Below are 15611 nucleotides of genomic sequence, written 5' to 3' on the forward strand. Positions count from 1 at the left end.
CGTGGAGTTCGTCGACGCCGCCCACCAGCGCGGCATGCGCGTGATCATCGACTTCGTCATGAACCACACCAGCGACCAGCACCCGTGGTTCCAGGAGTCACGCAAGGACCCCGACGGGCCCTACGGCGACTACTACGTGTGGGCGGACGACGACAAGCAGTACCAGGACGCGCGGATCATCTTCGTCGACACCGAGGCCTCCAACTGGACCTACGACCCGGTCCGCAAGCAGTACTACTGGCATCGTTTCTTCTCCCATCAGCCGGACCTCAACTACGAGAACCCGGCCGTGCAGGAGGAGATGATCTCCGCGCTGAAGTTCTGGCTGGACCTGGGCATCGACGGCTTCCGCCTGGACGCGGTGCCGTACCTGTACCAGCAGGAGGGCACGAACTGCGAGAACCTCCCGGCCACCCACGACTTCCTGAAGCGGGTGCGCAAGGAGATCGACGCGCAGTACCCGGACACCGTGCTGCTGGCGGAGGCCAACCAGTGGCCCGAGGACGTCGTCGACTACTTCGGCGACTACCCGAGCGGCGGCGACGAGTGCCACATGGCGTTCCACTTCCCCGTCATGCCGCGCATCTTCATGGCCGTCCGGCGGGAATCCCGCTACCCGGTCTCCGAGATCCTGGCCAAGACCCCGGCGATCCCGTCGAACTGCCAGTGGGGCATCTTCCTGCGCAACCACGACGAGCTGACGCTCGAGATGGTCACGGACGAAGAGCGCGACTACATGTGGGCCGAGTACGCCAAGGATCCCCGCATGCGCGCCAACATCGGCATCCGCCGCAGGCTCGCCCCGCTGCTGGACAACGACCGCAACCAGATCGAACTGTTCACGGCCCTGCTGCTGTCCCTGCCGGGCTCGCCGATCCTGTACTACGGCGACGAGATCGGCATGGGCGACAACATCTGGCTCGGCGACCGGGACGCGGTGCGCACGCCGATGCAGTGGACGCCCGACCCGGGACGCGGTGCGCACGCCGATGCAGTGGACGCCCGACCGCAACGCGGGGTTCTCCTCGTGCGACCCGGGGCGGCTGTTCCTGCCCACGATCATGGACCCGGTCTACGGCTACCAGGTCACGAGCGTCGAGGCGTCGATGTCGTCGCCCTCGTCGCTGCTGCACTGGACCCGCCGCATGATCGAGATCCGCAAGCAGAACCCGGCCTTCGGACTGGGCTCGTACACCGAGCTGCCCTCGACGAACCCGGCCGTGCTGGCGTTCCTGCGCGAGTACGAGGACGACCTGGTGCTGTGCGTGAACAACTTCTCGCGTTTCGCACAGCCCACGGAGCTGGATCTGAGCGCCTTCGAGGGGCGGCACCCGGTGGAGCTGTTCGGCGGGGTCCGCTTCCCGGCGATCGGCGAGCTGCCGTACCTCCTGACCCTCGGGGGGCACGGGTTCTACTGGTTCAGGCTCCGCAAGGAGAGCATGTGAGGCCTGAAAAGGCCTGTTGAGGCCCGATCCGCGGGACGGGCCGCAAACCCCGGCGGCGGGGCGTTTCCTCCGCCCCGCCCGGGGCACGCATCAGTAACACCCCGCCCGCCCGCGTGAGCCGGAGGGGCGCCGTCCGGGGCCGGTCGCAGGCGCCGGAAGGCGCACCACACATGGGTGAAAGGACGCGACGTCATGTCGGAAGCCGTCACACGCACCGTCACCACCCCGCCCGGCCTTCTGCCCTCCCTGGATCCGCTGCTGCGGGAATGGCTGCCGCGGCAGCGCTGGTTCGCGGGCAAGGGACGGCCGGTCACCGGGTTCACGCTGGTCGAGGCCACCGAGCTGCTCCCGGCCACGTCCAAGCTGGGCCTGTACCACCTGCTCGTCCGCGCCCATCAGCCCGTCGTGCAGTCCCGCGGGGCGCCCGGCCACCCCGGTGACTGCTACCAGCTGCTGATAGGCGTGCGCGAGACGCTGCCGCCTCGGCTGGCGCCCGCGCTGATCGGACACGTGCCGACGGGACCGCTGGCCGGCCGGACCGTCTACGACGCACTGCACGACACCCGGCCCGCCGAGCTGCTCCTGGAGGCACTGCGCTCCAAGGCCCGGGTCGGGCGGCTCCGCTTCGAGCGGGACCCCGGGCAGGACATCCGCTCCGGGCTGGTGCCACGCGTGGTGACCGCCGAGCAGTCCAACTCGTCCCTCGTCTACGGAGATACGTTCATCCTGAAGCTGCTCCGCCGGATCGTGCCCGGGGTCAACCCCGACCTGGAGCTGCCGCTCGCGCTGGCCGGGGAGAACTGCCCCCGGGTGCCCGCGCCGACGGCCTGGATGGTCGCGGACATCGCCCCCACGGCCGACCCGGTCGTCACGGCGGGCCCGGGCGACCTCGCCGGCCAGCCGTACGTCCTCGGGGTGCTCCAGCCGTTCCTGCAGGGCGCCTCCGACGGCTGGGAGCTGGCCCTGCGCGAGCTGGCCAAGGGCGAGGACTTCGGCGCCGAGGCACGGGCACTGGGGCGGGCCACCGCAGAGGTGCACACCGCGCTGGCCCGGGCGTTGCCGACCGTCACCCTCGGTCACACGCAGCTCGAGCTCATGGTCGGCGGCATGATCGAGCGGCTGGACGCTGCCGTCCAGGCGGTGCCCGCGCTGCGGCCGTACGCCCGCGGCCTGCGGTCGGCGTTCACGGCGCTGGGCGATCTGGCCGCCGAGGGCCGCACCTGGACCGCGCAGCGGGTGCACGGCGATCTGCATCTCGGGCAGTGCCTGCGCTCGCCGTCCGGCGAGTGGCGGCTGATCGACTTCGAGGGTGAGCCTGCCCGGCCGCTGGCCGAGCGCCGTATGCCGCAACCGACGGTACGTGACGTCGCCGGCATGCTGCGGTCCTTCGACTACGCGGCACGCTCGGCCGACCCGCCCCAGCCGGACTGGGCCGAGACCTGCCGCTCCGCGTACTGCTCCGGCTACGCGGAGGCCTCCGGCCGCGATCCGCGCACCGACCCGGTGCTGCTGCGGGCCTACGAGACGGACAAGGCGATCTACGAGGTGGTGTACGAGGCCCGGCACCGCCCCGACTGGCTGCCGGTGCCCCTGGCCGCCATAGACCGGCTCGCCTCGACCGGCCACCTGACCTGACCGACCCCTCGCCCTGGAGGCTCCGCCCGTGACCCCCCGCCCTGAGTCCAGCGGTTCGCGTCCCAAGGGGACCGCCGGGGAGAAGATCCCCGAGCAGCCCACGGCCGCCCAGCAGAAGAGCGCCGCCAAGAAGACGGCGGTGCCGAAACAGGCAGCGGCGAAGAAGGCGGCCCCCGCGAAGGCGACCGCCAAGAAGGCCGCCGCCGGCAAAACCACCGTCGCCAAGACCGTGGCCAAGAAGGCGGCGACGAAGGCTGCCGCCAAGAAGACGTCGGCGGGACAGCCGTCGTCGGAGAAGGCGGCTGCCGCCAAGAAGACCGCCGCGAAGAAGACGGCTGTGAAGAAGACGGCCGCGAAGAAGACCGCTGCCGAGAAGGCCACGGCGGTCAGGGAGACGGCGGCCAAGAACACCGCCACGAAGGTCTCGGCAGCGGATGTCACGGCTGCCGGGTCTCCCGCGGCCGGAGCCACCGCCAAGAAGACCGCCGCGAAGAAGGCCACGGCGAAGAAGGCCGCCGCCACCAAGGCCACCGCCAAGAAGGCCGCCGCCAAGAAGGTGCCCACCGCCAAGGCCCCCGCGAAGAAGACCGCCGCGGTCAAGACCACCGCGTCCAAGGTGCCCGCGAAGAGCCTCCCCAAGAAGGGCGCGGTCAAGAAGGCCCCGGCCCCGAAGACACCTGCCGACCAGGCCGCTGCCGCCCAGGTCGTTCCGCCGGAGGTGGAGGTCGCCGTCTCGCCCGCCGTCGACGCGGCGGACCGGGAGCGGCTGCTCGGCGGCACGCACCACGACCCTCACTCGGTGCTCGGCGCGCACCTCGTGCCCGGCGGCGTCGCCTTCCGGGCGTTCCGGCCGTACGCCCTGGCGGTGACCGTCGTCGCCGGGGAGCTGCGGGCGGAGCTGCACGACGACGGGGAGGGGTTCTTCTCGGGGCTGCTGCCGCTGCGGGAGGTCCCGGCGTACCGGCTGATCGTGGAGTACGAGGGCACGGTCCTGGAGACCGAGGACGCCTACCGCTTCCTGCCCACCCTGGGCGACCTCGACCTGCACCTGATCGGCGAGGGCCGCCACGAGGAGCTGTGGACGGCGCTGGGCGCACACCCGATGACCCACCAGGGCGTGACCGGCACCCGGTTCGCGGTCTGGGCGCCGAACGCGCGCGGGGTGCGCGTGGCCGGCACCTTCAACTTCTGGGACGGCACCGGGCACGTCATGCGCTCGCTGGGCTCGTCCGGGGTGTGGGAGCTGTTCCTGCCGGACATCGGCGAGGGCGAGCTGTACAAGTTCGAGATCACCCGCCCCGACGGCTCGAAGACGCTGCGCGCCGACCCCCTGGCCCGCCGCACGGAGGTACCGCCCGCCACCTCGTCGGTGATCACGTCCTCGGCGTACGAGTGGGGCGACGCCGACTGGGTGGCCCGGCGCGCGGACGTCCCCGCACACGAGGCGCCGTTCTCGGTGTACGAGATCCATCTGCCGTCCTGGCGGCCTGGTCTGACGTACCGTCAACTGGCCGAGCAGCTCCCCGGCTACGTGAAGAACCTCGGCTTCACGCACGTCGAGCTGATGCCGGTCGCGGAGCATCCGTTCGGTGGCTCCTGGGGCTACCAGGTGACGGGCTTCTACGCGCCGACGGCCCGGCTGGGCACGCCGGACGACTTCCGGTACCTGGTCGACAAGCTGCACCAGGCCGGCATCGGCGTCCTCATGGACTGGGTGCCCGCCCACTTCCCGCGGGACGCCTGGGCGCTGGCCGAGTTCGACGGCAAACCCCTGTACGAGCACGAGGATCCACTGCGGGCCGCGCACCCCGACTGGGGCACGCTGGAGTTCGACTTCGGGCGCAACGAGGTGCGCAACTTCCTGGTCGCGAACGCCGTGTACTGGTGCGAGGAGTTCCACATCGACGGCCTGCGGGTGGACGCCGTGGCCTCGATGCTCTACCTGGACTACTCGCGCGAGCCGGGCCAGTGGACGCCCAACGAGCACGGTGGCCGGGAGAACCTGGACGCGGTGGCGTTCCTGCAGGAGATGAACGCGACGGTGTACCGCAGGGTGCCCGGCGTCGTCACGATCGCCGAGGAGTCCACCGCCTGGGACGGTGTCACCCGGGCCACCCACCACAAGGGCCCGAGCGGTTTCGGCGGGCTCGGGTTCGGGCTGAAGTGGAACATGGGCTGGATGCACGACTCGCTGCAGTACATGAGCCACGAGCCGGTGCACCGCAAGTACCACCACGGGGAGATGACCTTCTCCATGGTGTACGCCTACAGCGAGAACTACGTGCTGCCGATCTCGCACGACGAGGTCGTGCACGGCAAGCGCTCCCTGGTGTCGAAGATGCCCGGCGACTGGTGGCAGCAGCGCGCCGGGGTCCGGTCCTACCTGGGCTTCATGTGGGCCCATCCGGGCAAGCAACTGCTGTTCATGGGGCAGGAGTTCGCACAGGGCGCCGAGTGGTCCGAGGCGCACGGCCCCGACTGGTGGCTGCTGGATCCGGGGTACGGGGCGGAGCCCGACCACCGCGGGGTGCGTGACCTGGTCCGCGACCTGAACACCGTGTACCGGGCGACCCCGGCGCTGTGGCGCCTGGACACCGACCCGGCCGGTTTCGAGTGGATCGTCGGGGACGCCGCCGACGACAACGTCCTCGCCTTCCTGCGGCTGGACCCGGAGGGCGTCCCGCTGCTGGCGGTGTCCAACTTCGCGCCGGTCACCCGCCCGGACTACCGCCTGGGCGTCCCCGACGACGTCCCCGCCTGGCACGAGGCCGTGAACACCGACGCGGCCCGTTACGGCGGCAGCGACGTCACCAACCCCCACCCGGTCAAGCCCGAGCCCGCGGCCTGGCACGGCCGCCCGGCCAGCATCCGCCTGACACTGCCGCCGCTGGCGACGGTGTGGCTGCGGCCGGCTTAAGGATCCGGGCAGGGGAAGGCACAAGGCGTCGACGGGAGCGGCTCACACCGCCGCTCCCGTCAGCGTGTGCGCGAGGTGGTCGGCGAGCGGGGGCAGCCAGTCGCTCCGCGCGTTGCCGAGCAGGTGGTCGCCGTGCGGGACCGGCAGATGGGTGCCGTGCGGTGCGAGGCGGGCCAGCGGCTCGCCGTTGGTCACGCCGGGGATGACGTCCCGGCCGCCGTCCACGACCAGCAGCGGGGCCGTGATGCGCGGTGCCAGGCCGGTGAGATCCACCCGGCGGGCGAAGGCGCGGGCGGCGTCGGCTCCTCCGGCCCGCCGGGTCATGATGTCCCGTACGGGCGGGGGCAGTTCGTCCCAGTCGAGACGGAAGGGGCCGCTGACGGTGGCGACGGCCGCCACGCGGGGCTCCAGGGCGGCGGCGCGTGCCGCGTAGTAGCCACCCAGACTGAGGCCGGCCAGTCCGACGCGCGGGACGCCGAGGGCGTCGACGACCCGGCCGACGACCTGCTCGTAGTGCGGGGTGAGGGGGGTGGTGGCCGCGAGGGCGCCCTGCCCGGGTCCGTCCATCGCGAACACCGCGAGCCCGCGGGCCAGCAGCACGGACGCCAGATCGAGGAACTCCTCCTTGGCCGAGTCCAGCCCGGGCACCACGATCACCGTGCCGGGGGCGTCCGAGGGGCCGCGCAGCCAGCCGGTGAAACCGGCACCGCTGATGCGTCGCGCACCGGGCTCCAACAGGGTCAGCGCCCGGCTCAGGGCATGGTCGGCGGCTGCGGCGGCACGGTCCGCCTGCGCGTAGGGGGCGAGTGTGGCGAGGTGGAACCAGCGGGCCGCCATCAGCAGGTGTTCCCCCGCGGAGACGGACGAACCTGCCCGCTCCGCACGCTCGACGCAGGCGTGGCCGGTGCGCGAGAAGGCCGGTCCCCAGTCGGCGACGGAGGCGAGGGCGGCGGTGACACGCCGGTACTCGTGGGGGTCGACACCCGCACCGGTGGCGCGGGTCCACTGGGCGGCGGCGAACTCAGAGGCGTTCATCGGGTTCCTCCCGTCAGCAGGACGGCCTTGCCGCGTATCCGCCGCTCGCGCAGGTCGACCAGCGTGCCGGCGGTGTGGGTCCAGTCGGCGGTCCTGCCGATCTCCGGGTGCAGCCGGTCGTGTTCCACGAGGCGCACCAGCGTCGCGAGGTCGGGGCCGTAGGGGGCGCCGGCGTAGTGGAAGTGCTGGAGTGTCACGCGCTCGGGGCCGCCGAGGAGCGCGAAGAAGTCGAGGGTCGCCGGGGTGCGGCTCGCCTGGCCGAACCAGACGACCAGCCCGCCCGGGCGCGTCCGGGTGAGAGCCGCCGGCAGGTCCGGCCCGCCCGTGGACTCCAGCACCACGTCGAAGAGCCCGTCAGCCGCCGCCACCTCGTGCACGACCTCCGCGCCCAGTTCCCTGAGGCGCTCGCCGCGTTCCGGTGTGGCCGTCACCGCGGTCAGCTCGGCTCCGGCTGCGACGGCCAGTTCGGTGACGTAGTGGCCAACCCCGCCCGAGGCGCCGGTGAGCAGCACCCGTGTGCCGGCCAGGGAACCGGCCGTGCGCAGCAGGCGCAGGGCGGTGATGCCGGCGAGGGGCAGGGCCGCCGCCCGGACGCTGTCGACGCCGTCCGGGAGGGGTGCGAGGGAGTGCGTGGGCACCGCGGCGTACTCGGCCCAGCCGGCCCGCGCCGGGTGTCCGACCACGCGGGTGCCGATGGCGGTGCCCGAGCCGTCGGCCGCGGCCTGCACCACCAGTCCCGCGATGTCCTTGCCCGGCAGCAGCCCCGGGCGGGGGTGCTCGAGGAGAAACGTCTCGCCCCGGTTCGGCGCGAACGCCTCGACCTTGACGAGTGCTTCGTCGGGCTCAGGGACGGGCGGGGGAACCTCGGCGAAGGCGACCGGACGGACCGCCTCCCCCGTGGGGATCAGTCTTCGCATACCCGACATGCAACCCTCGCGGCCGCCCCGTGATCCAACAACGAACGGGCGGGACCGACAACGTTCGGTTGTCGCCCGAGGTCTAGGCTGGGGAGCCATGGATCTCGACATGGCGCAGGTACGGGCCTTCGTACGCGCCGCCGAGGAACTGCACTTCGGGCGGGCGGCCGGCACGCTCGGCCTCTCCCAGCAGGCGCTGTCCAAGCGGATCGCGCGGCTCGAATCGCTGCTCGGCACCGTGCTGTTCCGGCGCGGCGGCCAGGCGGTCGATCTCACGGAGGCGGGGCGGCGTTTCCTCGCGCCGGCGCGGCAGGCCCTGGCCGCGGCCGAGTCGGCCGTCGCGGCGGCCGTGGGGGCGGACCGGCCCCTGCGGGTCGACGTCTGGGGCCACCTCTACGCGCCGATGCGGACCCTGGCCGGGGTGACCGCTCGTGCCGGGGACCTGGTGCTGGGGCACGGCCGTGATCTGCCGTCGGTGACGGCCGCCCTGCTGCGTGGCGACATCGACGCGGCCTTCGGCCGGGTGCACCCTCCGCTGCCCACCGGGCTGGCGCACCGTCTGGTGCGGCTGGAGCCGGTGGACGCCGTGCTGGGCGCGGGCCATCCGCTCGCGGCCGAACCGGCCGTACGGCCCGAGCAGTTGCGCGGCGGTGTGCTGTGGGCACCCGGGACGCTGGACCGCCTCGACTTCCTCCACCGGTTCGCCCGGCGCTTCGCCATCCCCACCACGGCCACCACCGTGAACCTGGGCCTCGCCCCGTTCCTGGCCGAGGTGGTGGCGGACCCGCGGCGCTTTTCGCTGCTGCCCGCCGACGTGCCCCTGCCGGACGTACCGGGGTTGCGCTCCGTTCCGCTGGTCGAGCCCACGCCCCTGTACGCCTGGTCGCTGCTGTGGCGCACCGGAAGCGGGCACCCGGGGCTGGACACCCTCACCACCGCCCTCGCCGCGCAGGCGGGACCGAGCCGGTGGCTGGAGTACGATCCGGCGCGCGACTGGCTGCCCGAGCCGCCCGCGAACGCGCACCCGCGCCGGGCGGGGTGAGCCCGCTGCCTGTGACAGGGGTGTGACCGGAGGAGTGGCTTCCACCACAGCCCGACCGGCCCGGCCCTGGTGGGGTGGCCGCATGGACACCCTCTCGAAGGTCCCGCCGTGCTGATGGGGCTCGGAGTCTCGATCGCCTGTGCCGTCGGCGCGCTCATCGCCGCGGCCGGTGTCGTCGCGATGGCGCTTCCCGGCCGGCCCGAGCCGTGGCGGGCGCATCTGCTGCGCCGTGCCGCGGCGGCCGCCGCGTGGGGTGCCGCGGCCGTGTACGCGCTGGGGCTCTCCTCCGTGCTGGCGTCGGAGCACGCGTTCGGTCACGGCGCGGACTCGGTCCCCGCCCCGGCCTGCCGCGACGGATTCGACGAGGCCACGCGGGACGGGCTGTCCCATCACCGGTCCTCGTACCTGCCACTGCGCTTCGACTGTGTGCGCAAGGACGGGACCGTCTACTCCAGTGATCCGGACTACGGGTGGATGAACGGGGCGAGCGCGTCCCTCGCCCTGACCGCCGCCCTGCTCGTCATCGGCGTGGGCTACATGAGCGAACTGCGCGCCCGGAAGGCGGCCGTGCCGTCATGACACTGCTCCCCGTCTTCGTCGTCCTGGTGGTCGGCTGGGTCGCGCTGCGGGGGCTGCTGGCGCATCCGCTGCTGCCGCTGTGGGTGAAGATGTCGGTCTTCTGGGCGGTGCCGCTCGGCGCTCTCACCTGGGTGTTCATCATGGTGGCGGACGATCCCGTGCTGTTCCCGGAGACCGCCCCCTGCCCCCAGGAGCCGTACCGGGAGGGCGTCATCGGGAGCGGGAAGGTGACGGGGGTCTCCACCCCGTTCCCGCCGCGGGCGTACTGCCTCTGGGAGGACGGCACCGTCTACGACCTCGCGCCACGGGCCGAGTTCCTGTTCTGGGTCTTCTTCGCCCTGACGGTCGTACCGCTCGGGGCCGGGCTGTGGCACGCGCTGCGTGATCCGAGGTCGATGCTGCGGTAGGCGGGCCCCGTACCCGGGCGGGTACGGGGCCGCTCCGCTACCCGAGCGCTGCCGCCAGGGGCTTCGGCAGCTCCCCGGTGTGCAGCACGCCCAGCCGCTGGGTGGCCCGGGTCAGGGCCACGTACAGGTCGCTGGTTCCGTAGCGGCCGGGCTCCACGACGAGGACGGAGTCGAACTCCAGGCCCTTGGCCTGGCGGGGGTCGAGCAGGACCACGGTCTGTGTGAGGTCGGGTTCGGCGCCCGCCGTCACACCGTCCAGCCGGGCCGCGAGCGAGCGGTGGAGGTCGCGCGGCGCGATCACCGCGAGCCTGCCCTCGGCCGGGGTGAGCTCCCCGACCGCCTCGGCGACGGCGCCGGGGAGGTCGCCGGTGGCACGCGCCCAGGGGCGTACGCCGGTCGAGCGGACCGAGCTGGGCGGTTCGAAGTCCGGGTGCTCGGCGCGCACCACGGCAGCGGCGACGTCCATGATCTCGGCCGGGGTGCGGTAGTTGACGCCCAGGCGGGTGTGCTCCCAGCGGTCCTCGACGAACGGCGAGAGGATGCCCGACCAGGAACCGACCCCGGCCGCCTCCGCCGTCTGCGCCGGGTCGCCGACCAGGGTCATCGAGCGGGTCGGGCTGCGCCGCATCAGCAGCCGCCAGGCCATCGGCGACAGCTCCTGCGCCTCGTCGACGATGATGTGCCCGAACGCCCAGGTGCGGTCGGCGGCGGCGCGTTCGGCGGCGCTGCGGTGGTCGTCCTCCTCGTGCCGCTCGGCGAACCGCTCGGCGTCGATGATGTCGTGCGCGGACAGCACCTCGGAGCTCTCGGGGTCGTCCTCCTCCTTGTCCTCGAACTCGTAGGTCCGGGACGCGTAGGACACGTCGAGCACGCCCTGGGCGTAGGCGATCTGCCGCCGTCGCTCGCGCTCGGCGCGGTCGCGGGCGAGCCGGTCGTCGTCGCCGAGGAGTTCGGCGGCCTCGTCGAGCAGCGGCACGTCCGCGACCGTCCAGCGCCGGGTCACCGGACGGCGTACGGCGTCGGCGTCCTCGGCCGGCAGGAACTCCTCGGGCGCGGCGAGGAGGTCGGCGACGAGCCGCTGCGGGGTCAGCAGCGGCCACAACTGGTCGACGGCCGCCCAGACCTCGGGGTTCTCGGCGAGGTCGTCGCGGATCTGGGTGATGTCGCTGGGGTCGAGCAGGCTGGACCCGTCGAAGGGGTCGGTGCCGATCCGTTCGGCGTACAGGTCGGTGAGGGCGTTGAGGATGTGGCCCTCGAAGTGCTCGCGGGCGGCGTTGTGCGGCAGCTTGGCGGCGCGGGTGCGTTCGCGGGCCATGTTGACCAGGCCGTCGTCGAGCATGAGGACCTCGCGGTCGTGCTCGATGGCGATCACGGGGTCGGGCAGCGCCTGCCGGCTGCGCACGGCCTCGGCGAGGACGTCGGCCATGCCGGCACGGCCCTTCACGGCGGCCGCCTCGGGCGTGTCGGTCGCGGTCGCCTTCACCCCGGGGAACAGTTCGCCCACGGTCGCCAGGAGCACACCGGTCTCGCCGAGGGAGGGCAGCACCTCGCCGATGTAGCCGAGGAACGCCGGGTTGGGCCCGACGATCAGCACGGCCCGCTTGGCGAGCAGCTCCCGGTGCTCGTACAGCAGGTAGGCGGCGCGGTGCAGGGCGACGGCCGTCTTGCCGGTGCCCGGGCCGCCCTCCACCACCATGACGCCGCGGTGCGGGGCGCGGATGATGCGGTCCTGGTCGGCCTGGATGGTCTGCACGATGTCGCCCATGCGGCCGGTGCGCGCCGAGTTGAGGGCGGCGAGCAGTACGGCGTCGCCCGTCGGATCCTCGTGACCGGTGCGGGTCTCGTCGCCGAGGTCGAGGATCTCGTCGTGCAGGTGGGTGACCCGGCGGCCGTCGGTGGCGATGTGCCGGCGGCGCCGGAGATCCATCGGCGTGTGCCCGGTGGCCAGGTAGAAGGGGCGGGCGACGTCGGCGCGCCAGTCGATGAGCACCGGGGTGCGCTCGGCGTCGTCGGTGCGCAGGCCGATGCGGCCGATGTGGTGGGTGACGCCCGAGGTGAGGTCGATCCGGCCGAAGCACAGGGAGCCGTCCACCGCGTTCAGCGCGGCGAGCAGCCCGGAGCGCTCGGCGACGAGGATGTCCCGCTCGAGTCTGGCCTGCTGGGGCGTGTTGCCCTGCGCGAGCGCGTCCGCGACGGAGGTCTCGGCGTCGCCGCGCAGCGCGTCCACGCGCGCGTACAACCCGTCGATGAATTCCTGTTCCTGTCGCAATTCATCGTCCGGAAATTCGGTGTTTGACAATTCCGCTCCCGCCCGGATATACTGTGCTCACTGAACTTCACGTGACCGCAATCCGATTGAAGTCACGAACAGAAAAATATACGCCAGGAAATCCCCCGAGCGCAATTGCTCGGGGGATTTCCTGTCGTCCGGGCGGGTCGCCTACATCACGTCGGCCAGCTCCTCCAGCAGTTTCCGCTTGGCCCGTGCGCCGACCATCGCCTTCACGGGCTCACCGCCCCGGAACACCATGAACGTCGGCATGGACAGCACCTTGTAGGCGTTGGTCGTCGCCGGGTTGGAGTCCACGTCGAGCTGCACCACCTTCAGCCGGTCGCCCTGCTCGGCGGCGAGGGCCTTGAGCACCGGTCCCATCTGCCGGCAGGGCGGGCACCAGTCCGCGGTGAACTCCACCAGCACCGGCAGCTCCGCGCCGATCACCTCCGCCTCGAAATCCGCGTCGGTCACATCCATCACGCCGGTCACTCCCGTCACCATGGTTCCCCTCCCAGCTCGCATGCGGGCTCCGGACCGCCCGGAACCTCCGCCTCGGCGGCCAGCTCGGCCCGCGCCAGCTCGGCCCGCTCCAACTGCCGTGCGACGGTGTCCCGCACGCCGGCCAGCTGACCGATCAGCGCGTCGAGTTCGTCCAGCTTGCGCCGGTAGACCGCGAGCGACGCCGGGCACGAGTCGCCTTCGGGGTGCCCGGCGCGCAGGCACTCCACGAAGGGCCGTGTCTCCTCCAGGTCGAACCCGAAGTCCTGGAGCGTCCTGATCTGCCGCAGCAGGCGCAGGTCGCTCTCGTCGTAGGACCGGTACCCGTTGCCGGTGCGCCGCGCGGGCAGCAGCCCGCGCGACTCGTAGTACCGCAGCGTCCGCGTCGTGGTCCCGGCCCGTGCGGCCAGCTCGCCGATTCGCATGCGCTCGAACGTAATCCTTGACCCCGGCGTCAAGGCAACAGCGGTTTCCGTTCCACCGGAGAGGTGAGCACGATCGACGTCGTGGTGCGGCCCAGCGCGGAGACGGCCTCCAGGACCTCCTCCAGGTGGACGGTGTCCCGCACCGCGACCTTGAGGATCCAGCAGTCCTCCCCGACCACGTGGTGCACCTCGGTGATCTCGGGACGCTCGATCAGCTCCAGGGTCCTCGGATGTTTCAGGTTGTACCCGCCGTGCGGGTTGACGCGGATGAACGCCTGGATGCCGTAGCCGAGCCGGGACGGCACGACGTGGGCGCCGTAGCCGCTGATCACGCCGGACGCCTCCAGCCGCCGCACCCGCTCCGTGACGGCCGCGGGGCTCAGCCTGACCCGCCGGCCCAGCTCGCTGAGCTTGATCCGGCCGTCCGTCTGGAGCAGCTGGAGGATCTGCCGGTCCAGCGCGTCGAAGGCCACCGATGTTTCCTCGGCGGCGGTCCGCAACTGCCGTGGTTCTTTCGGCGCGGTGGCCTGAACTCCCATGGTTCCCCCTTCAGAGCGTGGATGTACGCCGGGAGAATTATGTCCATGGAAAAGGCCCTGAACGTCCTGGTCATCGGCGGCAATCGATACGTCGGAAAGCGTCTGATCGCACGGCTGCTCGCCGAAGGCCACCGCGTCACCGTATTGAACCGGGGCTCCTCCCCGCCGCCCGCCGGGGTGGAGCACCTGTGCGCCGACCGGGACGACGAACGGTCGCTGACCGACGCGCTCGGGTCCCGCTTCTTCGACGTCGTCGTCGACCAGGTCTGCTACACCCCGCGCCAGGCCGCGATCGCCCGCCGTGTCTTCACCGGCCGCACACGCCGCTACGTGATGACCTCGACGGTCGAGGTGTACGAGTACGAGGACTCCCCCGCTCTCGTGCGCGAGGAGGCCGTCGACCCGTCCACCGTCCCCGTCGACCTGGACCTGGCCTGGGACGACCCCGCGTTCGTGGAGGCGCATTACGGGGAGGGCAAGCGGCAGGCGGAGGCGGTTCTCGCGGCCGGACCGGAGTTCGCGTCCACGGTGGTGCGGGTCGCCCATGTGCTGGGCGGGGACGACGACTTCACGGGCAGGCTGGCCCACTACGCCGAGCGGATACGCACCGGCGAGCCGATCGCCGTGCCGGCGGTGAACCGGCCCGCCACCTATGTGTACGTGGAGGAGATCGCCCGGTTCCTCGCGTGGGCCGCGGGCGAGGACTTCACCGGGCCGGTGAACGCCGCCTCCTACGGGGTGCTGGGCACCGAGGAGCTGTGCGTGGCGATGGCCGCTCATGTGCCCGGCGGCCGGGCCGAGTTCCGGCCCGTGGAGGTCGGCGAGGTCTCACCGTTCTCCTTCCGCCGCTCCTACGGCATGGACAACGGCCGTGCCGTCCGGCTCGGTTTCACCTTCGGCGAGGCCCGGCAGTGGCTGCCGCGTGCCGTCGCGGAGACGCTCGGGAAGGGTGCCTGACATGCGGTACAGAGCACTGGGGGGACTGCGGGTGAGCGCGGTGGGGCTCGGCGCGATGCCGCTGTCCATCGAGGGCCGGCCGGACGAGGACCGCGCACTGGCCACCGTGCACGCGGCGCTCGACGCCGGCGTGACCCTCCTGGACACGGCCGACTCGTACCACCTGCCGGGCGCGGAGCCCGGGCACAACGAATGTCTGGTGGCCCGGGCGTTGGCCTCGTACGGCGGTGACACCTCCGGTGTCCTGGTGGCGACGAAGGGCGGACGCGGCCGCCCGGCGGGCGGTGACTGGACGGTGAACGGCTCGCCCCGTCACCTCAAGGCCGCCGCCGAGGCGTCGCACAAGCGGCTCGGGGTGGAGGCGATCGGCCTCTACCAGCTGCACAAGCCGGACCCCGCGGTGCCCTTCGAGGAGTCGGTCGGCGCGCTGCGCGAGCTGCTCGACGCGGGCACGATCCGGCTGGCCGGTCTGTCCAACGTCGACGCGGACCAGATCCGCGGGGCCCGCGGGATCCTCGGCGACCGGCTGGTGTCGGTGCAGAACCGCTACTCCCCCGCCGTCCGGGACAGCGAGCCGGAGCTGCGGCTCTGCGCGGAACTGGGGCTGGCGTTCCTGCCGTGGAGTCCGCTGGGCGGGCTGGCCCGCAGCGCCCTGGACGGGCCGTCGCGCACCGAGGGGGAACAGCGCTTCGCCGCGTTCCACACGGTGGCGGCGGAACGCGGCGTCAGTCCCCAGCGGGTGGCGCTGGCCTGGCTGCTGTCCCGGTCCCCGGCGGTCGTCCCGATCCCGGGGGCGAGCCGGCCGGAGACGATCAGGGACTCGGCGGCGGCTGCGGACCTGCTGCTGACACCGGAGGAACGGACCCGGCTGGACGTGGCGGCCGGGGCGGCACAGGACGTTCGCGCGCACGGCTGAGGGGAGTCCGGGGAGCCCCGCCTG

At 72.5% G+C, this 15611-nt stretch carries 13 protein-coding genes and 1 pseudogene; 8 read left to right on the forward strand and 6 right to left on the reverse strand.

What is annotated here, in order from left to right:
* From ADK65_RS39260 to glgB, 3 genes and pseudogenes are all read left to right on the forward strand, one after another.
* Positions 1-1445, forward strand: a pseudogene (locus ADK65_RS39260) (alpha-amylase family glycosyl hydrolase); the annotation flags it as partial.
* A gap of 192 nt (positions 1446-1637) precedes the next feature.
* Positions 1638-3080, forward strand: a complete 1443-nt coding sequence (locus tag ADK65_RS14440) for a maltokinase N-terminal cap-like domain-containing protein (RefSeq protein ID WP_053670520.1) — start codon at positions 1638-1640, stop codon at positions 3078-3080.
* Positions 3081-3108: 28 nt separating this feature from the next.
* Positions 3109-5997 (forward strand): 1,4-alpha-glucan branching enzyme, encoded by a 2889-nt coding sequence (glgB, locus tag ADK65_RS14445; protein ID WP_078955972.1) that lies wholly within the window; start codon positions 3109-3111, stop codon positions 5995-5997.
* Between the two features lie 42 nt (positions 5998-6039).
* Here the strand turns inward: glgB and ADK65_RS14450 are convergent, their stop codons facing one another.
* Positions 6040-7032 carry an alpha/beta hydrolase family protein gene (locus ADK65_RS14450; RefSeq protein WP_053670521.1) on the reverse strand — a complete coding sequence of 331 codons (993 nt, stop codon included), beginning with the start codon at positions 7030-7032 and terminating at the stop codon, positions 6040-6042.
* Positions 7029-7949 carry a zinc-binding dehydrogenase gene (locus ADK65_RS14455; RefSeq protein WP_053670649.1) on the reverse strand — a complete coding sequence of 307 codons (921 nt, stop codon included), beginning with the start codon at positions 7947-7949 and terminating at the stop codon, positions 7029-7031. The genes ADK65_RS14450 and ADK65_RS14455 overlap by 4 nt, the downstream gene beginning before the upstream one ends.
* 97 nt (positions 7950-8046) lie before the next feature.
* Between ADK65_RS14455 and ADK65_RS14460 the strand changes: the two genes are divergently transcribed.
* The 3 genes from ADK65_RS14460 to ADK65_RS14470 all read left to right on the forward strand — a co-directional run bounded on the left by ADK65_RS14460 (position 8047) and on the right by ADK65_RS14470 (position 9977).
* A complete protein-coding gene (locus ADK65_RS14460; protein ID WP_053670522.1) occupies positions 8047-8991 on the forward strand; it encodes a LysR family transcriptional regulator in 945 nt (314 codons plus the stop codon).
* A 114-nt stretch (positions 8992-9105) separates the two neighbouring features.
* Positions 9106-9570 (forward strand): hypothetical protein, encoded by a 465-nt coding sequence (locus tag ADK65_RS14465; protein ID WP_053670650.1) that lies wholly within the window; start codon positions 9106-9108, stop codon positions 9568-9570.
* On the forward strand, positions 9567-9977 hold the full coding sequence (locus ADK65_RS14470) for a hypothetical protein (protein ID WP_053670523.1): 411 nt from the start codon (positions 9567-9569) through the stop codon (positions 9975-9977). The genes ADK65_RS14465 and ADK65_RS14470 overlap by 4 nt, the downstream gene beginning before the upstream one ends.
* A 37-nt stretch (positions 9978-10014) precedes the next feature.
* Here the strand turns inward: ADK65_RS14470 and ADK65_RS14475 are convergent, their stop codons facing one another.
* From ADK65_RS14475 to ADK65_RS14490, 4 genes are all read right to left on the reverse strand, one after another.
* Positions 10015-12246 (reverse strand): HelD family protein, encoded by a 2232-nt coding sequence (locus ADK65_RS14475; protein WP_199825636.1) that lies wholly within the window; start codon positions 12244-12246, stop codon positions 10015-10017.
* Between the two features lie 171 nt (positions 12247-12417).
* The gene (locus tag ADK65_RS14480) at positions 12418-12753 is read right to left on the reverse strand and encodes a thioredoxin family protein (protein WP_324614271.1); all 336 of its coding nucleotides are present in this window, start codon (positions 12751-12753) and stop codon (positions 12418-12420) included.
* Positions 12747-13175, reverse strand: coding sequence for a MerR family transcriptional regulator (locus tag ADK65_RS14485; protein ID WP_053670525.1), 429 nt, complete (start codon positions 13173-13175; stop codon positions 12747-12749). Before ADK65_RS14485 ends, ADK65_RS14480 begins: the two co-directional genes overlap by 7 nt.
* Positions 13176-13204: 29 nt before the next feature.
* A complete protein-coding gene (locus ADK65_RS14490; protein ID WP_234352882.1) occupies positions 13205-13714 on the reverse strand; it encodes an Lrp/AsnC family transcriptional regulator in 510 nt (169 codons plus the stop codon).
* 45 nt (positions 13715-13759) lie between these two features.
* On the opposite strand from ADK65_RS14490, the gene ADK65_RS14495 reads away from it, so the two are divergent.
* Both ADK65_RS14495 and ADK65_RS14500 read left to right on the forward strand, forming a co-directional pair.
* Positions 13760-14671 (forward strand): NAD-dependent epimerase/dehydratase family protein, encoded by a 912-nt coding sequence (locus tag ADK65_RS14495; RefSeq protein ID WP_078955983.1) that lies wholly within the window; start codon positions 13760-13762, stop codon positions 14669-14671.
* Between the two features lies 1 nt (position 14672).
* Entirely contained in the window at positions 14673-15587 is a 915-nt protein-coding gene (locus ADK65_RS14500; protein WP_053670528.1) for an aldo/keto reductase, read from the forward strand.
* Positions 15588-15611 lie beyond the last annotated feature (24 nt).

Source organism: Streptomyces sp. NRRL B-1140 (genome assembly GCF_001280065.1).
GTDB lineage: Bacteria > Actinomycetota > Actinomycetes > Streptomycetales > Streptomycetaceae > Streptomyces.